Below are 19,568 nucleotides of genomic sequence, written 5' to 3' on the forward strand. Positions count from 1 at the left end.
ACCATAATTCTATCCCACAAATACTAAAAGGGAAGGGGTTCCATCCATTTCTAGTTAATACGTACTATTAAATTAATATCTAATTATAATGAAAATATATTTAGCTCATTTTACTTTGCTTATTTACTTTTATACCTATTATCTTCATTAAGTCCTGTAATTGCTCTTTGTTCGTAATACGGTAATTAAGCCAGCCTCCGCTTCCACAAGGATATTTGTTATCCCATACAGCTTTGGCATAAATACTTAATTCATTGTAAATTGGTTTGATTGCATCGTCTGAAATACGGATAAGTACCATAAAAGCACTTATTTCAGCAAATATATCGCATATATGTTTGCTTTTATAGCTATACTTCATACTCCATCCATATTTATTCCCATACGGAAAGCGAATACAACCTTTCATATTAAGTTTTTCCTTTAGATATTTGTCCAAATCTGTCCACAACTCTCCGGCATCGTCACAATAAGAAATCATATCATCAAATGATGGTACCGTCTGCTTGTCTAACATTCTTTCATACAAAGTGTTTACACCTCCTAAAACCATCAATAGTTATTTTTTCTTGATTAGGGACATCAATTACCTTTGCACCAAACATGTCTACATCCTTACCTCAGCTCAGTTTTCGTAATACTCAATTTCTTTTAGACCAGTTTTACGGATGATATCCAACTCATCAACATTCATCAACCCTGATTTATAAAGATTAAGGTATTCTTGTGAAACACTTTGATTAAATACCGACATATCATCTGTGTTTATTGTAACGGGAATTTCGTTATCATATAATTTTCTGATAGGGTGGGTAGCATAAGATTCTACAACTTGTAACTTAATATTACTTGTCGGACAAACATTTAATTGAATTTTATGCTTTGCTAACCATTTCATTACAAAGCCTGACTTCGCAGCAGCAATTCCATGATGAACTTCATCTAATTCCAACTCTTCAACAGCTTCTATTACATCGTCCGCTGTACCAAATTCTCCAATATGTGCCTTTAATCTAAGACCATATTCCTTCGCTTTTCTATATATTTTTTTAAAATTCTTTATTGGTTGCTGCGTTTCACCTGCATTAATATCGATTGACTTATACCAATTGTATGACAATATTTCATCAAGTCTCGATAGTTCATAATCCGTATCACAACCTCTTGCAAAGTCTAATTCTGGTAGTAAAATTGTATTAGGTGCAAATTGTTGATTAAAGCTTTTCATTGTTTGGATAAATTTTTCCATGTTTTCATCATTAAATCCAATGCTCGCTGCCAGTATACTGATATTATCACTTGCTGCTTGAACAAAAGCAGCTTGCAACCTTTTTATATAGGGACAGTAATTTTTTATATTGTTTTGAAACCATTTATCCATATGAAATAAAGATTCAAATTTTTCAGGGGGCATATCAATTTTTATATCAGCTATCGACGCAATATATTTAATGTTTCCACCTTTTCCAAAGTGGTTATGTAAGTCACTTTTACAAATTGAACTGAGTCCATTAAGAGAATGATTTTGCAAATGAGTTTTAAATAATTCATCCATGTTAATACTCCTCTAAATATGAATTTTCTTCCTTACTTTATTAATAACTGCAAATTATCAATTGCCCGACAAATCCGATTTATAGTATACATTTGTTTACAACAGCGAATCTAATAACATGGATATATTATACATTACCTATCTAATTGATTTCAATAAATTTGTCAAGAGGGGTCTACCATTCAAGGGGTCCATCCACTTCTGATTTATGTGCACATAATAGTTACACATATTTTTTGATTGATTAGGAAAAGCTGGTCACTAACGTTAGAAGGTGACCAGCTTTTCCTTGTATATCATATTTTATTTATGTCACTTATCATCCATTAGCACTTTTCACATCAATTTTAATGCTGTCAATGTCTCTTATCTTCTGCTTTACCCAATCGTTCAGAATCTCTAAAGAAAAATCTTCATTCCCAAATATTGATGTATCTGATTTCAAAATAATCTCTGTACCCGATGAACCTTCCAAATTGTTAATATAAAGTTCGTGCTGGGCAATACCGCGAACATAGTCTTGTTGAAAAGTGTTCCCATCCCTTTTTACAATGATTTGCAAGGTCTCACATAATGAATTAACAGTCTGTAAGCCTGATTGTATAAGGTCGCCCATTTGGCTATATTCTGCATTTGTTATTGGGTTACCAGCCAATATTTTATCCAATACAACTTTACTTGCATGTAAATCTTTGGACAATGGTAAACCTCTTCCATTATCACTAATCCTTATTCTGCAATTAGGCAAAAGTGTAATTTCTATGTTAGTGCAGAATCCAGACTTAGCTTCTTCAATTGATTGTTCAAGAAATTCGAATACAAGTTGGTGCATATTGTGCTGTAATGAGCTTATTGCTTCCATATTAACCCTCCTGTTAATGGTTTTTGGTACAACATACACAGGAACCGCATACGAAGTGAGATACTTCCTAACAGTACTTGGCGTTGAACCAAAGAGTTGTGTAAAGGCACGTGTAAATCCTTCGTGGGAGTCAAATGCATATAATATTGCGACGTCGAGAACCTTACGCCCTTCCAGCAATGAAACAATCGCGTATTGTAATTTGCGAATCCGAATATAACCAGTAACTGGCATTCCCATTGCATCAGAAAATAGTTTGCTGAAATAGAACGGACTATAACCTGCCAATTTAGCTAAAACACATAAATTTATTTTTTCATAAATGTGCTCATCTATATAAGCTAATACATTTTCCAACATATCACTGTTCATATGCATTCACCTCCCAGTAGTATCAAGTTGCTGCCGGCAACATAATAATTATATCAATTATTCCAGCGGTATTCTTGACTTCATATATTATAAATTTGCAATAGCCTATAGTTGTAATAACGGCAAATAATTCCTGTTTGTCAAATTCGAGTAATATAATATCATACTGAATAAAATTAATAAACTCCATCTTGAAGAGGAAAGTACAATAGAAGCATTATGCATTCAACTTATTTCCAGTTTGGTGTTCGAATAGGTGAAAGCGTAGCGCTTAAAAATACCACCCTCGGTTATATTTACAATACCAATACGGAACAAGAGAACTTAGATGTTATGAATAAGGCTCTGAAAAAGAGTGATAGAAAGAACAAGAAATAATAGTGCTCATACGGTGCACATATATCAGTGCAACAAAAAACCCCTTGAAAATCAAGGAATTTCGTAAGCGCGAGACGGGATTCGAAGGAACCCCGCTTCCAAGAAAGCTAGGAAAGGAGAGGCTTCCGCAACCTCACCTAATAGTATTCAACAAGAATTCAACAGTTTACGTTAATGTTAGATTTCCAAGAAATCAATATCTAACCCTGACTTATTCTCAAAATAGTGTTTTATTTCAATGTGTTTATTCCATTTATTTGACGGATAATATCCATATCTTTGCTTTACATCGTTCATTCGCATTTCTATTTTTACCGGTTTATCTGGAAGAGCTATACTATCACATAATTGTATCAAAGTATCATAATCATCATACTCATACCCATCTATCAAGTCGCATATTTCCTTCAAATCTACATCCGAAACATCTTTATTACCAATATAAGTATTAATATCTTTTATAGCAAAAGAATGTGTAATACAAATTCTGGCAGCTTCATCATATCCAAGTGCCATTAAATAATGGTATCCATCAATAACATGAGAAAGGTTTGTTATACCCTCCCTGCGACCAATATCATGTAAAAGTCCAATTATATATGCTTTCTCTTCGTCCATATCATCACATTGCTTACTAATTACATATGCGCATTTTGCAACAACTATGGAATGGTCCTTCCAAGGACCAGGATTTCTTTCATATGCCTCATTTAATAAAAATAATGCTTTTTCTCTATCTGGTAACATTTTTCTCCTTCATCAATATTGGATTTGTCTTCCTAATTATACATTTATTACCTTATTATAACATTATGTTATTTATTCATCAATGTTTAGATATTGAGTTCCGAAATGTATCATATTATTAGTATAAAATTTAAAGGGGGCAACCACTATGAGATTTAACAACATTGACGAATTACAGGATGAAATTTATAAATTAAAAGAAGCAAACAGAATTTTGCTATTTCAAAAAGATTATTTAGAACAGCAACTTACAGAGTCGGAAGCTGCACGAGAGAATTGTAAACTCTTAGAGACAGAGACTTTTTGGGAACGCCACGAACATCTGTGTAAAAAATGCAAAAGACAAGAAGAAAGCAAGGTTTCGAAGGAAGTTAATTCTGCACAGGAGAAAGATGTATAAAATTAGACGCGCCATATCTTAACTCTACATTGCGTGCTATTACAGACCACTTAAGAAGAACATATAGTGCGTTGGGATTTAATATTACCAATAATCATGCATTTCGAATGACATTAAACAGTAACTATTTTATTGGTGTGTTAAATTTGGACGTAAGAGAACGAGCCTCTTTATTAGGGCATTCTGTTGAAACGAATCAAGCATATTACACAAAAATCCGTATGGAAGAAGAAGTAGATAATATCAGATTAAAAATGGATGATAAGACGTTCAACAATATTCAACAGATAAAGTAATACCATTTAGAACAAAAAAAATCTCGTAACCCAAGCAAATATAAGGGTTACAAGACTTTTAAAGAAGAAGCGCGAGACGGGATTCGAACAAATCCCCGCACACAAAAATACTGATAAATAGGAGGTTTGCGGCTTCTGTTATTTATCTGCACACATTCTTGCACACAAAAATATTATAACTTTCTCAAAATAATTGTAATTATTTCAGTAATGTTCAAAAATCAACTTGGATGTAAATATGATTTATTATCTATTGCACTCATGAATTTGTTATGTATTTCATACATTAAATCTTTTACTAAATTTTTGTATTCACTAAATATTTCATTAGTTACTTTTTCTTCTGACTCAATATCTCCACCATGTGCAACACCATTTCTATATCGTAAAAAAGTATTCATCTTTTCTTTAAGAGACGGGGCAGGATAATTATATCGTTCCCAACGTTCTGGAAATAATTCTAATCCAAACTGAGAAAGTAATTTATTCATTACATCATAACTAACATTACTTTCTGTATTTACAGAAGAATAAATATTATGTTTTTTTTCACTATAGTGATTAGCTAACTTAGCGTAAAAATTTATTTTACCCAAATTCTTTGATGGATATGAATGAAATTGCTTAAAGCAATTATCCATATGAAATACAACAATATTATCATTAAAATCATTGAAATCCAGATTTAGAGAGTTAATATATTTAATGTACAATTGGAATGACTGTTGAATATATCCTTCCCAAATAGCATATAGCATTGCAATAGATTGCACAGTAAAGATATCTAAATGCTTCTTTGAAATCTTATATCTTTGTGTAAATAGTACACGCTCTATCTCAAAAATAACATTTTCTTTCTGCTCTATCATTGCTAAATGTTCTTTTTCAAAATCAATCATTATGCTATCCCTCTTTAGCTATTTCAAAGATTTTACATGCAATTGATAGCCTGTTTTTTATTCTATTCTTACTATTTGATGATGAGCCAGAAAATCTTCGGAACTCTGGACTTTCTTTTAGTATTGAAATCTTCTCTGATATCTTCTCTAAATTACTACTATAATAATCTATTTCTTGTGCTATACCCAAAGTAATACCTTCAAATAATGCGGGTACAAATAGATTTCTATTACTTCTAAAAATAGTAGCATCTTTTAAGCGTCCTAAAACCTCCATAACTCTATTAAATAAATTTTTGTAGAATTCTACTGGAAATTCAGCGTTTTTTACAGATGTTTCCATAAAGGTATCTAAGTATAATTCGGTATTCAAATTGATTTCTTCTATATTACCATAAAATGCAATAAATCTAAGAATAAGTTCCTGGTCGTACAACTCCTGTTTCTTTTGATTACTTAACCCAGTCAATAATTTAAAATTCTGATTGTTGATTAATTCTTCAAGAAGTTCATTGATAGTAGGATTTATTCCTCTATATATAGCATTTCTTATTTCTTGCGGCGTTAACTTAGAGCCTCCTGAATTAAGCCTTTTGAATAATTCATACTTCATAGCAGTGTTGCTTTCACCTCTTAAGATTTCAACACGACATACTGCTCTTTTTAAGTTAATCACATATTTTTTAGGTAAAGTATTAATATCAAATCCATCTAATTCTTGAATAAGAGAGCCACTTTCTAACTTCCAATAATTAGCTGTTATTATTTTGTCACTATCTTCTTCCTCAATTTCAGTCGAATCAGTATTACTTTCACACTTATCACTTTCTATCGATGATATGTCTGCTTTTAATTCTCCAAAAAAACTAATAATCGTAGATATTCTCTGTAAACCGTCTACTAATTCCCATACTCCATTCTCATCTTCAGCAACAAAAATGGGAGGTACCGGTATACCTAACAGTATTGATTCAATAAGGCCAGTTTTTTGACTATTGGACCATCTAAATAATCTCTGGTATTCTGGTCTGATAATTAACTCAGACGAACGATATAAATTAATGATTTCTCCAAATGAAATATCCATTCTATCTGAAGAAAGTCTCGCACGTTCATCTGTGATTTCTTGTTCTAATAAACTTATCTTATCTTCTAAACTTAAATCCATCTTTAACACCCCTTAATTTATCTATTTTCATTACTGTATATTATATCCTATTATTTTTTAAAAACCAACATATTTTGTAAATGTATTATTGTTTAATAAAGTTGGAGTAGGAGTTAGCTCCGCTCAACATCTATTAATTAATATATAATATCATCTATCTCTTCGCGTATATGCCAACCAAGAAAAATTTCGAGCTTTCCAAAAAAGTTCTTTATTTCTTTTGGCGGTTTTTTGGAAGTCAATATATTTATATAGTTCGTCTCAACGTTATTATAATCATTACTATTCCAAGAAGTATAGCTCTTTACATTCATAAGATGAATGGTGCAAAAAACTGATTTATGTTTAAAGCTACCATTACCTTCCTGTTCAAAGCCACCATAAGCTAATAAAAACCGTTCAATTTCGTATGTTTTCCATTTATTTGATAAGCAGTCTGTTGAAATAAAGTAGTATCCATAAAATGCAGATTCCATTTTGCCAACCCTCGATTATTTATAGATAGAAATGCAATTTACCTAATTATACATTTCTAAATATAGGAAGTCAATCGGCATCAATGTGTATCTTCTACACATTACCCAAAGCGTACACCTTTTATATTTGCCATGATAACGGTTACTCGTGCTATCTTCGAGTAAACGGTTAATCATGTCATTTTTTTCGATATCGCAATTTCGATTATGGCATATTATGTTTACATTTATGATGAAAGGAGTTGAAAATAACAAACTAAACGTTTAATTAAGTATAAACAAAAATCTAAACAGGAAAAAAACATTTGCTTTTATGAGGTGATACTTGTTATCTGATAAAACCTTATTGCCGGTAACCGGCTGTCTGTACGAAGAAAAGAAGAAGGAACGAGGTTCCCTTGACTCAAAACATTCTGTATCGAGATATTACCGACAAACCACTAATTTGAAGATTGTAGACCATTAAAAACCACTCCGTTAATAATGGTTAGGCTGGATACCCTTTGACTGTATCTGTAGGAGTAATAATCACTAGGTGCCTGTGATTTTAATAAATTGGCGCGTGCTCAGCTTTAACAAATACAATTTAAACAATGGTGGTTAAGGCGAAAGGTTAATACCTTTCGTTTGGAAAATTTGTGCCTAAAGTACAAATTCAATCAAGTGCAGTTGCCTGCATAGAAAGAGGTAAGTATGGCTCGAAACAGAGAAAAACATGAATCACTGGTTCATCAAGTAGAGATGAAACTGAAATCAAAGTTGGCCATTGGTCAGTCAAGAAATGATGATAAGATGGCTGACAAGTTAAAACGAAAGAAAAAAAAGAAAACCGGTTCCAAGGAAAAGCTAGCCTATGATGAGAGTATAACCATGCATAAAATCTATACATGGAATACCTTCAAAGACTATCTGAAGCATGCCTGCTATTTTGCCAAATGGTGCAAAGAACACTATGGCTGCAGGACACTGAGTGAATGCATGCAATATGTAGACGAATGGCTGACGACAAGGCTTACTCTTTCACCCTATACGCAGAAGCTAGAAGCGTGTGCTTTGGCTAAAGTTTATGACTGTACTACAGAGGATTTTATTAAAACCGGTGTGCGTCATAGGGAGAGTATAACAAAAAGCAGAAAAACGGCAAAAAGAGATAAGAATTTCTCTGCAACAAAGAACAAGGAGTTTATAGAATTCTGTAAAGCAACTGGATTGCGTAAGAGGGAGCTAAAATGCTTAACGGGAACGCAGTTAATGATGAAGAATGGGTTGTATTACATAGCCGTCACCAAAGGGGCAAAGGGCGGCAAATACCGTGAGGCTCTCATCGTATCCAATGTTGATGCAGTGGTAAAACGTATGATGGAAGCAGGAACCAGCAAAGTGTGGTCATACGTTCCTGATATGGATGTTCATTCCTTTCGTAGCGATTATTGTACGGAGCTCTACAATTTGTTTGCAAGACCGCTTGAGAAGATACAAAAGAGTGAACGTTACCATTGCCGGTGTGACTTAAAAGGTGTTTGCTATGATAAGCGTGCTATGTTGATTGCAAGTCAGTTTCTTGGACATAACCGCATCAATATAATTGCAGAACATTATTTAAGATGAATCGTACGCCCGCAGATCCTGCGGGCGATTTTCCAATCCTAGAAGTTAACAATACTGTACAGCAAAAAAGCCACATAAAGGGCTTTTTCTATAAGATTATTTGTATACTTCATGTTATTGAAAAATATTATCTTTATTTTCACTAATAAAATCAACCATATATTCACTCATATATTCATTACAAATGTCAGTTCTAACTATTGCCTCTCCTCCAAACAATTCAAATATTAGTACATCCATTCTTTTATTTATAACCACAGGCTTCTTCTTATATATACTTTCACACCTCTTGATAGATTCAATAGGAGGAACTAATCTTAATGTCCTTATTTCTTTATTTCTATCGTCACTACAAAAATCAACAAATCTTGTTTGACCACCGATTAAATTTCCATATTTATTAATCCAGAAATAATCATATCCGGGTAATGGTTTATTGTTTTGGCATCTATTGTAATCATTTAACAATTCAGCTTCAAAAGTACCTAACAATCCATGTTTCAGACTTAAAATATCCTGAGTAGTGCTTTCAAATAAACTTAATGTGCCAAAACCGTAATATTCCATGAGAGATTTTAAAATGGCAAAATTAGGCCCTGATTTATTTGTTTCATATCGAGATATACTTCGCACTGTCATTCCTAAAGCTTCAGCTACCTCGGATTGAGTAACTTGTTTTAATTTTCTTAAATATACTAAAATATCTCCTAAATTGTTCATGCTTTATTCTCCTGCAAATTTTATTAATAAATGAATTATAACTTAATTTTCATGTACTTTCGATAGACATGATTGTCTACATAAGTTTATATAGAGAGTTATATCCAATGGTATTCTTTTTAATCGAGTAATCTTGGATAAAAGTTCTTGTTTTTAAATCTACCTGTCATATTGTTCTATGAAATATAAAATAAAGTGTTAAAAGTAATTATCAGGAGGTCACATAATTATGCTTGATGCATTAACAATCTTGCAGGAAGCGTATGATTGTGGTATCTTGGATGCAACAGAAGTCGCGATGAAAATAAATATGACTAAAGAAACCTTTGTAAAAGAGCGCCATCCGTATTCCATCAGCACCAGGAAGGACGGGCGCATCATAACCACTGTAAGAAAAGAGGAAGAAGAAAGACAGCAGATATCCGGGACAACCTACGAAGAACTGATTAGTAAGCTTTATGATTTTTATGCTGACCGTAAGAGGGAGTATACTATCAGTGATTTGTATGAGGACTGGATAGAAAAGAGAGGGAAGCAGGCTTCCGATGGAAACATCGACATTAAGACAGTAAAGAGAGACGATGAGCACTGGCTGAAGTATTACGCCGGTAACAAGCTTGTCACCATTCCCGTAAAAAAGATAACCACCAAGATGTTGAACGAATTTCTGGATGATGCCATTACCACATTCAAGCTTTCAAGAAAAGAAATGAACAATATGAAAACCATTCTTAATGCTGTATTCAAGCTTGCAATGGATATGGACATATTAACAATCAATCCTTTGCTGAACGCACGCACAGAAGCGAAATTCCGCTCTATCCAGAAGAAAAAGGATGGTTCCAAGCTTTATCTTGAAAATGAGATGGAAAGCCTCGAAGATTTTCTCTATCAGCAAGAAACTATTGAAGCCTATGCCATCCTAATGGACTTTCAAATAGGTACCCGAGTTGGAGAACTGGTAGTACTGACAAAGGATGATATGCTCGATAATGAAGTTTATATTCATAAGATGGAGATTGTGGATGAGGAGAGAGTAGACGGTAAATATATCCGTAAAGGCTATAAGATAGCGGAATACGTGAAACATGATATCTTATCTGGTTATCGTACGATTCCCCTGACTGTAAAGGCTCAAAAGATTTTAGAAGAGGTTCAAAAGCTTTCTGAAGGCTATGAGTATTTGTTCACGCAAAGTAATGGACAAAGAATGACGAGTAGAAGCTTTAATTATTGGTTAGCGAAATACTGCAGGGATGCAGGAATCTCTTTTAAAAGCAGTCACTGCATCCGCCGGACCTTTGCAAGCAGGCTGTTTGCAGCGGGCATGCCTTTAGCGGAAATCAGTGTGTATATGGGGCATGAGGACATCGAGACTACCAAAGGTTACATCTACAACTACCATAAGGTAGAGCAGAACCGGTCCTACATGAACAAGGCATTATAACCAGAAATAGCGTCAAAAAACCTTGCACACATCCTGCACACAAGATTTCAGTGCAATAAAAAATCTCAAATCCTTGATTTATAAGGATTTGAGACCATTTTTAGAAGAGCGCGAGACGGGATTCGAACCCGCGACCCTCGCCTTGGCAAGGCGATACTCCACCACTGAGCCACTCGCGCATTTGTTACTATTGTATGTGTTCTTTGCTTTACTTTATCGCCCTGAACACATACAGTAGTATACTATAGAAAGGACTTCATGTCAATAGTAATTTAATAAATTTTTTATTTAATATATTTATTATATTAAATTAAGACAGCTTAACACTTATGACATAGTCATTCTTTTTAAAGTTCTGGCTGCTGATATTGCTTAAGGTCACAGCTTTGCCTTCCAGCCACATCTCTTCTGCTGCGATTAAAAGATGCGCCAGGCAGATTCCCATGTCAATCAATCGTGTTTCTTTTACTATACTTTTAATGATTCCACTCTTCTTTGAGAACAAATGGATGCGGTTGTTATAGACTACAAGTCTCCAGGGCTGACCGTTCATACCGGAGGGTGCCAGTCTGACAGCTGATACAATGGCGCGAATATTCTTATCTGCTTCTTCTTTGAATACCGCAATACTCTTTACCGGCAGTCTCTTTGCTTTATCACTCTGCCTGTATACCTCATTCTCCCCTTCTCCGAAGGCAATGGCAATTACTTGCTCATATTCTTTTTCTTCTACAACTTTATCTTTTAAATTCAGATTTGCAATATAACAGGTTCCAAGACCTCTTGCCGTAATATACAGAACGATCTGTTCCATGATATTTCCTGCATTGATGAGATAACCTGATTCTTTTGTGGAATATAAGACCAGATAATACGGTGCCTTGACAGTCAGAATTCCAGACTGAAAATGCTTAAGGTCTGCCAGCTGTACCAATTCAAGTTTTATCTTGATATCGTCAAAAAGCATTGGTATGCTGTCGGCAAAATTCATGATATGGTCAATTACATTCTGGTCTATTTTATCCATGCTGTATTTTCTTACAGACTTTCTAACAAATATTGCTTCATATAGATTCATGGCAGACTCCCTTTGATGCCCTAATTCGGGTAACTCATCTCTTCCGTTTCACCTTTCGCTTCTTGTAAAGCATATCTCTTATAATACAGAGGCGATATTCCGTAATATTTCTTAAACAGTTTACTGAAGTGGTAAACATCCTCATAACCTACCCGGTTGGCAATGCTCTTGATGCTCTCTCCTTCAGAGGATATCAGAATATCTCTTGCTTTTTCAAGCCTTATCTTTATCAGGTAATTGATGGGTGACTCCCCTGTCTCCTCCTTGAATATCTTGGATATATAAACAGGGCTTAAGTACATATTATGTGCTATCTGATCCAGTGATATCTTACTGTCGTAATTCTCATTCAGATAATTGATGATTTTCTTTACTGCATAGCTCTTATTATAGGATTCGAAATTACAGCCCTTCTGGTTGATTTCCATATCTGTAATATCCCGCATAATAAAGAGCAGTATTTGTATCATATGTGCCTTTAACATAAAGTATTTTCCGGCCTTGCAGCTTTCATTCTCTGAAATCATCTCATAGCAGTGCCTTGAGATATCCTGTTTGGTTTCTGATTTTGTATGGAGAATATGCCCACCATCCTTAAATACTACCGAGTTAGGCGGCATGTTCTTAAACTGAAATCCGGTAAATCCCGCAAAAAATTCTACTGTGGGTTCTTTTGGATTCACCACGATATTCTGGTGCTTTACACCGGGATTACACATTATAACATCTCCGGCTTCTACATCATATACAATTCCTTCCACCATATACTTTCCCTTACCGGATAATATATATGTTAATTCAGTAAAATCATGATCATGGTAAACACCTTCTCTTACCATCTTCTGCTTACTGACAAACATGATTGCTGGATTTAGGTCACAATAGGTTATATCAAATTGGTGCTGGCACATAGAACCCCTCCTTTTTTTGCATATTTCCTTTCCCTAATTCCTGTACATTTGCAAGCCCGCAGCAGACTATCTATAGTCTTTACGATGTCGCTAATATAGAAATTTGAAAAACAGGTTGCATTTTCCAAAACTAGCCTCTATGTAAAAATATTTTTCATTTTTTAATTTAATTTTCCTATCGCATCTCTTTCATTATATCATCATTTCGAAAATTAAAAAACCTTTTTTCTGGTTTTTTTCTGTTTCTGAAATGAATAGGCGCCGCTGAAATGTAATATATTCCCATGGTTTTCAAACAGCTTCTCCACTTATTAACATATCAAGCATAATTTGTCGTATTCTCTTCCCATTATAACATGTGACATTATTATCATAACAAATGACATTTCAATTTCACACGTGAATACTATAATGGAACAGAATCTTAAAACAAAAAGCTGTCTTTCATACAAATCTAAGAACAGATATAAGACAGCATAAGAGTGGAGGCAAATATTATGACAGCATTGCAATGGGTTTTTTCATTCCTGAAAAAATACCGTTTTCGGCTAATAACAGCTTTGTTCCTGGTAACTATCTCCTGCCTTTTGACCATCGTTAATCCATACATATCTGGTATTATTGTAGATGATGTCATTAAAGGCGGCAACCGGGGAATTCTACCTAACCTGGTACTTCTCCTAATCGGCACTACCGTTTTTCGTTCCCTGATAAAATACCGCTTCCTGGTAATCTTTGAAACTACCTCCCAGAACATGCTCTATAGCATGCGGGATTATGTATACCGTCGTTTTTTACAGGAAGATTTCAACTTTTATAACAAAAACCGCACCGGTGATTTAATGTCCAGGCAAACCGGAGATATGGATGCCATAAGGCATTTCGTAGCATTTGTTATTTACTCCGTTTATGAAAATGCTCTTTTGTTTATTATAGCACTGGTCATGATCTTTACTGTTGATTTCCGCCTTGCACTTTGCATGATTGCGGTTGTACCCATTACCGCGTTGTTAACCCGCAAACAATTAACCTCTGTTAAAACAGCCTTCCACAATATCCGTCAGCGCTTTTCCAGCTTAAATACCTTCGTACAGGAGAATGTCAGCGGCAATCGTGTAGTAAAGGCTTTTGCAAAAGAGGATTATGAAATCGAAAAGTTCAACCGCGAAAATGATGGCTATCGAGACTCGGAATTAGCTGCTGCTGCTATCTGGAAGAAGTATGTTCCCATCTTCGAGTTCTTAGCCAATTTCCTTACCGTTATTCTTTACCTGGCCGGCGGCATCATGGTAATCAAGGGCTACATAACCATAGGTAAGATGGTTACCGTAAGCGGTTACCTCTGGATGCTTAATAACCCCTTAAGAATGGCCGGATGGCTGGCAAATGATTATCAGCGTTTTGTAACCTCCGCAGAAAAGATATATGCTACCGTAAAAGAAGAACCGGGAATTAAGACTCCTGAAAAAGCTGTAAAAACCAAGCGCTTCCAAGGTGACCTGGAATTCAAACATGTTAATTACCGCGCAGATGATGATGTCATCTTAACGGATATTAATTTTAAGGTTAATCCCGGCCAGACAGTCGGTATAATCGGTGCTACCGGTTCCGGAAAGTCCACTCTTATGAATCTGCTTTGCCGGTTCTATGACGTAACAGACGGAGAAATTAAAATTGATGGTATTAATCTAAAGGATATGGACTTATACCAGCTTAGAAGTAATATCGGTATGGCAATGCAGGATGTATTTCTTTTCTCCGACACGATTGAAGGGAATATAGCCTATGGCAATCCAAACTGCAGCTTGGAGGAAGTAATCGAAGCCGCTAAGTTAGCCAATGCCCATGACTTCATTACAGCCATGCCGGATGGTTATGATACCATTGTCGGTGAGCGCGGGATGGGCCTCTCCGGCGGACAGAAGCAGCGTATTTCCCTGGCCAGAGCACTCCTTAAAAATCCTTCCATTGTCATTCTTGATGATACTACCTCCGCAGTGGATATGGAGACCGAAACCCAGATACAAGAGCAGCTAGGTTCTCTTTCCGACAAGACTGTATTTATCATTGCTCACCGTATCTCATCTATTAAGGATGCAGATTTGATTCTGGTACTGGACAACGGCAGAATCATTGAATCCGGTAACCATGAATCCCTTACGAAAAAGCAAGGCTACTATTACACAGTATTTAACCATCAGTACGGCGAATTTGACCAATATATTAACGGAAACTTAAAGGAGGTGGTTTGCTAATGGCACGTAATAAATATGATATTGATGAGACCCTCCAAAGCGAATTTAGTTTTGACCAGCTAAAACGTTTGTACTCCTATATAAAACCTCATCGTAAGGAAATGTATTTTACCATATTTTTAATGATTGTATCCAGTGCACTTAGTATGTTTACTCCCTTAATTCTGAAGAAGATTTTGGATGTTTACATACCGAACAAAGATATCCGAGGTGTCGTTACGATCAGTTTAATCCTGATGCTGCTGAACTTAATTATTGTAGTTATCCTGCGTCTGAAGATTCATATAACCACCAAGCTAGGTCAAGGTATCATCCACCAGATACGAAGTGATATCTTTAATCATTTGCAGGAGCTGCCCTTTTCCTACTATGATGACCGCCCTCACGGTAAGATTCAGGTAAGAGTAGTAAATTATGTAAACAGTTTAAGTGACCTGCTCTCCAACGGTATTATCAATACCATAACTGACTTATTCAGCTTAGTATTTATTGTAATATTTATGCTCTCCATAAATATTCGTTTAACATTTGTGTGCCTTCTCGGACTTCCGATATTAATGGCAGTTATCTTCTTTATTAAAACCAAACAAAGAGTTGCCTGGCAGATATCCAGTAATAAGTCATCCAACTTAAATGCCTATATCGCAGAAAGTATTAACGGCATCCGTGTAACTCAGAGCTTCGTCAGAGAAGAAGAAAACATTAAGATTTTCAACAGCTTGAGCGGCAAATACAGCGATGCCTGGATGAAGGCAGTAAAATACAACTTCCTTTTGTGGCCGGCTATTGATAATATATCAATGGTAACCACGGCATCGATCTATATTCTGGGTGTCAGTTGGATTGCAGGGGGAGCTAAGGGTATCACCGTCGGTGTATTAATAGCCTTTACCGGCTACATCGGAAGGTTCTGGGCTCCCGTTAATACTCTGGCAAGCTTTTATAATTCCCTACTGACCGCTATCTCTTATCTGGAGAGAATCTTTGAAACCATCGATGAACCGGTACTGGTAAAGGATAAAGAAGGTGCTGTAGAAATGCCTCCGATTAAGGGAACGGTAGAATTCAAAGATGTAGTGTTTAGTTATGAAGAAGGTATTCCGATTCTAAATCGTATCAACTTTACTGCACACCAAGGAGAATCCTTTGCAATTGTAGGACCTACCGGTGCCGGAAAAACCACTATAATTAATCTTATCAGCCGCTTCTATAACCTGGATTCGGGACAGATTTTAATTGATGGCATTGATATCAACGAAGTTACCATAAAATCTTTGCGTAAGCAAATGGGGGTTATGCTCCAGGATAGTTTCATCTTCTCCGGAACCATCATGGATAATATCCGCTACGGCAATATGGAAGCCACAAACGAGCAGGTAATTGAAGCTGCTAAAACCGTTTGTGCCCACGATTTTATCATGAGTCTTGAGAAAGGTTATGACACAGAGGTAAATGAAAGAGGCAGCCGTCTCTCAGCCGGACAGCGTCAGCTTATCTCCTTTGCCAGAGCACTCCTTGCCGATCCTAAGATACTGATATTGGATGAAGCTACTTCCAGTATTGATACAGAAACTGAGATACTTCTTCAGGAAGGTCTCCAAAGGCTTTTAAAAGGAAGAACTTCCTTTATCATCGCCCACCGCTTATCTACCATTAAGAATTCTGATTGCATCCTGTATGTAGATAGCGGTAAGATTCTTGAAATGGGTAATCACGATATGCTGATGGAGCTGGAAGGTTATTATCATAAACTCTTTGTATCCCAGTATGATTTCTTGAACAAACAGACAGAGGATGCTCAGGATTATCAACAAAAGTTTCAAACACAAGGAGCTTAATAAAAAACTTTAACATAAAAAGGGACTGTCATAAAATAAATCTTCTCGTAATATCCGCAGAGATTTATTTTATGGCAGTCCCATCTTACATTTAGGACTATTCCAAATCTTGTACCCTCATCTTATCCAGATTACTTAATTTTTTCTTCTTATCTCTACACACAGCATAGATAAGCAGTAAAACCCCGGTAGGAATATTTAACAAAGGATAACCTACCATTATAGTAACAATGATAGAACCTACATCAACGGAAGATGTCACCTTTTCAATTACTTTACCATTTTCTGTGACAGCTTGCACTTGATTCGATTGGTAGGATATCATACTAACAATTCCAACAATAGAAATAAGAAAGAACATTGCCGGTAGGATTAATCCCAGCCATTTATTATTCCCTTTTGAAAGATAAATTTGTAATATTATAATTCCACTAATAAAAGCAACAAAAACAATGACTCCAATTATAAGTGAATATATTGCCATTACTGACTTCCCCCTTTTGATTTCTTATACTCGGTAATTAAGATCTTCGCAGTTTCATAATCAAGCTTCTCATTAATAACAAGTCTTTTAATTAAGCCGATATACGGTTCTTTTGCACTCTCTTCGCTTATTTGAATTTTTTGAATTAATCTATCCAGGCGAAGGCGAACCGTCGGATAGGTCACACCATAAAGCTGGGCGACTTCTTTTAGAGAGCCGGAAGCCTGAATAAACTTTTTTATAAAAGATACATCCTCTTCCTCTAGATTGACCATCCATTCCGGAACAATTTCGATTGCCACATTATTACCTCCTTTAATAATGTTAAGTATAATCTTTAATTTTATTAAAATCAATATTTATTTTATATTTTACAATATTTTTCTTCCTATTTTTATCAAATAAATTTCAGGCAAAATCCAGTTAAATCATTCTCTCCCTTTACAGCTGTTATTTCTTAAGTTATACTGATTTCGTAAATAAGCTTAACCTATTACATTCTATTTAAAAGAAAGGAGACGTTCTATCATGAAACTGAACTTTATGGTGTTTGACGAGAAAACTGTATATGAGCAGAGAAATGACCTGAGAACTTCTCTGTACTTTTAACCTTTTGTGAGATGATTAAAACCAGCACGCAGACGGCGTGTTTTTTTTATGTCTTTTATTCTGTTTGGCCGGGTGCTGTAAGGTAAGCCCCCTGCCATTACCGGCATAATCGAATTATACTGCCACTCTACACAAGCCCGGTTAAATAAACCATTCCAACCTTTCACCATCTAGTTCATCTGATACCTTTTCCTGCCCTATCGGGACCAGCCGCAGAAGAAATTTACTCCGGCAGCTTACACTCATTCATTGTACTATCAGCATTTTCATCTGATATGTTCGAAAGGAGATCAAATGATCAATTTAAAAAATTACGGATATACTGACTTTTTTGAAAGGCAGATAACCGAAAAAGAAAAAGAACTGGGATTAATCCCTGCAAGAATAATTTCCATTCAAAAAGAATCCTATAAACTACTCTCCACCCACGGTGAAAACAACGGAAAATTAAAAGGGTCTGTATTTTATCAGGATAACGAACTTAAAACTTATCCTGCCGTAGGCGATTTTGTTTTAATCAAGGCTAATAATCAAGGGGAAGATACGATTTACCGGGTGCTTGAACGGTACTCTGCCTTTTCAAGAGCCAACCCCTCTCTCCCCACTAAAATATCCGGTGCCAGTGCACAGATGGTAGCATCCAATTTCGACTATGTTTTTGTCATGACCTCCCTCAATCATGATTTTAATTTAAGGCGTCTGGAAAGATATCTTACTGCTGCTTGGCAAAGCGGTGGCACCCCAATTATCATTCTAACAAAAGCTGACCTTTGTGCTGATTATGAAGAAAAACTGGCACAAGTCGAAGAAATAGCTCCCGGTGTTGCTGTTCATGCTATCAGCTGTTATACCGGTTTTGGCTTGGAGCTACTAAACCGTTACCTGATTCCAGGTAAGACCCTGGTCTTTATGGGTTCCTCCGGTATCGGGAAATCTTCTTTGGTGAATGCACTTGCAGGCAAAGAACTAATGAAGGTGAATGATATAAGAGAGGATGACAGCAAAGGACATCATACCACTACCTATCGCCAATTATTCGCCTTGGAAAGCGGTGCGCTGATTATAGATACCCCCGGCATGAGAGAACTTGGCTTGTGGTCCGCAGACGAAGGCGTCAGCGAAGTCTTTTCAGATATTGAAGTGTTGATTTCTTCCTGCCGCTTTCATGACTGTCATCACAAAACAGAACCCGGCTGTGCTGTGAAAATGGCACTTGCTGATGGCACTCTCAGCCTATCCCGTTATCAGTCTTATCAAAAGCTTGAAAAAGAAGCCAGATATTCCGCTAAAAAAGCTGCGCTTTATGAAAGGCGTCTGCAAAACGGATTGAAAACCGGTAAAAAATAACGAACTAAATTGGATCCAATATATAATCCGCACTTTTAGAACAAAAGTTTAAACTTAAAAAGAAGCAATCTACCCACTTTTATATGCCATGACGGCACTTAAACAGAAAAATAGATTG

General features: G+C 35.7%; 20 protein-coding genes and 1 tRNA gene. 8 read left to right on the forward strand and 13 right to left on the reverse strand.

The window, feature by feature from the left end:
• Positions 1–100 precede the first annotated feature (100 nt).
• From bsdcttw_RS18905 to bsdcttw_RS18925, 4 genes are all read right to left on the reverse strand, one after another.
• Positions 101–529: a DUF3788 domain-containing protein gene (locus tag bsdcttw_RS18905; RefSeq protein ID WP_185256369.1), complete on the reverse strand. Its 429-nt coding sequence runs from the start codon at positions 527–529 to the stop codon at positions 101–103.
• 96 nt (positions 530–625) lie between these two features.
• Positions 626–1,555 (reverse strand): amidohydrolase family protein, encoded by a 930-nt coding sequence (locus bsdcttw_RS18910; RefSeq protein ID WP_185256370.1) that lies wholly within the window; start codon positions 1,553–1,555, stop codon positions 626–628.
• A 319-nt stretch (positions 1,556–1,874) separates the two neighbouring features.
• A complete protein-coding gene (locus bsdcttw_RS18915) occupies positions 1,875–2,789 on the reverse strand; it encodes a helix-turn-helix domain-containing protein (RefSeq protein WP_185256371.1) in 915 nt (304 codons plus the stop codon).
• A 555-nt stretch (positions 2,790–3,344) separates the two neighbouring features.
• A complete protein-coding gene (locus bsdcttw_RS18925) occupies positions 3,345–3,914 on the reverse strand; it encodes an HD domain-containing protein (protein ID WP_185256373.1) in 570 nt (189 codons plus the stop codon).
• A gap of 148 nt (positions 3,915–4,062) precedes the next feature.
• Here bsdcttw_RS18925 and bsdcttw_RS18930 point away from each other — a divergent pair, with 148 nt between their 5' ends.
• Positions 4,063–4,314, forward strand: coding sequence for a hypothetical protein (locus bsdcttw_RS18930; RefSeq protein ID WP_185256374.1), 252 nt, complete (start codon positions 4,063–4,065; stop codon positions 4,312–4,314).
• A gap of 146 nt (positions 4,315–4,460) precedes the next feature.
• A complete protein-coding gene (locus tag bsdcttw_RS24925; RefSeq protein ID WP_207726433.1) occupies positions 4,461–4,610 on the forward strand; it encodes a hypothetical protein in 150 nt (49 codons plus the stop codon).
• A 221-nt stretch (positions 4,611–4,831) separates the two neighbouring features.
• Here bsdcttw_RS24925 and bsdcttw_RS18940 read toward each other — a convergent pair whose 3' ends face one another.
• The 3 genes from bsdcttw_RS18940 to bsdcttw_RS18950 form a co-directional block, all read right to left on the reverse strand.
• Positions 4,832–5,509, reverse strand: a complete 678-nt coding sequence (locus tag bsdcttw_RS18940; protein WP_185256376.1) for an MAE_28990/MAE_18760 family HEPN-like nuclease — start codon at positions 5,507–5,509, stop codon at positions 4,832–4,834.
• Positions 5,510–5,513: 4 nt separating this feature from the next.
• Positions 5,514–6,677: a GmrSD restriction endonuclease domain-containing protein gene (locus bsdcttw_RS18945; RefSeq protein ID WP_185256377.1), complete on the reverse strand. Its 1,164-nt coding sequence runs from the start codon at positions 6,675–6,677 to the stop codon at positions 5,514–5,516.
• A gap of 137 nt (positions 6,678–6,814) precedes the next feature.
• Positions 6,815–7,153: a hypothetical protein gene (locus bsdcttw_RS18950; protein WP_185256378.1), complete on the reverse strand. Its 339-nt coding sequence runs from the start codon at positions 7,151–7,153 to the stop codon at positions 6,815–6,817.
• Between the two features lie 325 nt (positions 7,154–7,478).
• Here bsdcttw_RS18950 and bsdcttw_RS18955 point away from each other — a divergent pair, with 325 nt between their 5' ends.
• The gene (locus bsdcttw_RS18955; protein WP_185256379.1) at positions 7,479–7,619 is read left to right on the forward strand and encodes a hypothetical protein; all 141 of its coding nucleotides are present in this window, start codon (positions 7,479–7,481) and stop codon (positions 7,617–7,619) included.
• 227 nt (positions 7,620–7,846) lie between these two features.
• Positions 7,847–8,761, forward strand: a complete 915-nt coding sequence (locus tag bsdcttw_RS18960; RefSeq protein ID WP_185256380.1) for a hypothetical protein — start codon at positions 7,847–7,849, stop codon at positions 8,759–8,761.
• A gap of 114 nt (positions 8,762–8,875) precedes the next feature.
• Here the strand turns inward: bsdcttw_RS18960 and bsdcttw_RS18965 are convergent, their stop codons facing one another.
• On the reverse strand, positions 8,876–9,481 hold the full coding sequence (locus bsdcttw_RS18965) for a helix-turn-helix domain-containing protein (protein WP_185256381.1): 606 nt from the start codon (positions 9,479–9,481) through the stop codon (positions 8,876–8,878).
• A gap of 229 nt (positions 9,482–9,710) precedes the next feature.
• On the opposite strand from bsdcttw_RS18965, the gene bsdcttw_RS18970 reads away from it, so the two are divergent.
• Positions 9,711–10,928, forward strand: a complete 1,218-nt coding sequence (locus bsdcttw_RS18970; protein WP_185256382.1) for a tyrosine-type recombinase/integrase — start codon at positions 9,711–9,713, stop codon at positions 10,926–10,928.
• A 107-nt stretch (positions 10,929–11,035) separates the two neighbouring features.
• Here bsdcttw_RS18970 and bsdcttw_RS18975 read toward each other — a convergent pair.
• The 3 genes from bsdcttw_RS18975 to bsdcttw_RS18985 form a co-directional block, all read right to left on the reverse strand.
• Positions 11,036–11,107, reverse strand: a tRNA-Gly gene (locus bsdcttw_RS18975).
• 131 nt (positions 11,108–11,238) lie between these two features.
• Positions 11,239–12,006 (reverse strand): nitroreductase family protein, encoded by a 768-nt coding sequence (locus bsdcttw_RS18980; RefSeq protein WP_185256383.1) that lies wholly within the window; start codon positions 12,004–12,006, stop codon positions 11,239–11,241.
• Positions 12,007–12,026: 20 nt separating this feature from the next.
• Positions 12,027–12,917 (reverse strand): AraC family transcriptional regulator, encoded by an 891-nt coding sequence (locus bsdcttw_RS18985; RefSeq protein ID WP_185256384.1) that lies wholly within the window; start codon positions 12,915–12,917, stop codon positions 12,027–12,029.
• Positions 12,918–13,414: 497 nt separating this feature from the next.
• On the opposite strand from bsdcttw_RS18985, the gene bsdcttw_RS18990 reads away from it, so the two are divergent.
• Positions 13,415–15,172, forward strand: a complete 1,758-nt coding sequence (locus tag bsdcttw_RS18990) for an ABC transporter ATP-binding protein (RefSeq protein WP_185256385.1) — start codon at positions 13,415–13,417, stop codon at positions 15,170–15,172.
• A complete protein-coding gene (locus bsdcttw_RS18995; protein ID WP_185256386.1) occupies positions 15,172–17,010 on the forward strand; it encodes an ABC transporter ATP-binding protein in 1,839 nt (612 codons plus the stop codon). Before bsdcttw_RS18990 ends, bsdcttw_RS18995 begins: the two co-directional genes overlap by 1 nt.
• 97 nt (positions 17,011–17,107) lie before the next feature.
• Here the strand turns inward: bsdcttw_RS18995 and bsdcttw_RS19000 are convergent, their stop codons facing one another.
• Together bsdcttw_RS19000 and bsdcttw_RS19005 are read right to left on the reverse strand one after the other, a co-directional pair.
• Positions 17,108–17,494, reverse strand: a complete 387-nt coding sequence (locus bsdcttw_RS19000; protein ID WP_185256387.1) for a hypothetical protein — start codon at positions 17,492–17,494, stop codon at positions 17,108–17,110.
• A complete protein-coding gene (locus tag bsdcttw_RS19005; RefSeq protein WP_185256388.1) occupies positions 17,494–17,796 on the reverse strand; it encodes a DUF2089 family protein in 303 nt (100 codons plus the stop codon). Before bsdcttw_RS19005 ends, bsdcttw_RS19000 begins: the two co-directional genes overlap by 1 nt.
• Positions 17,797–18,397: 601 nt before the next feature.
• Here bsdcttw_RS19005 and rsgA point away from each other — a divergent pair.
• Positions 18,398–19,450 carry a ribosome small subunit-dependent GTPase A gene (gene rsgA, locus bsdcttw_RS19010; protein WP_185256389.1) on the forward strand — a complete coding sequence of 351 codons (1,053 nt, stop codon included), beginning with the start codon at positions 18,398–18,400 and terminating at the stop codon, positions 19,448–19,450.
• Positions 19,451–19,568 lie beyond the last annotated feature (118 nt).

Source organism: Anaerocolumna chitinilytica (genome assembly GCF_014218355.1).
Lineage (GTDB): Bacteria > Bacillota > Clostridia > Lachnospirales > Lachnospiraceae > Anaerocolumna > Anaerocolumna chitinilytica.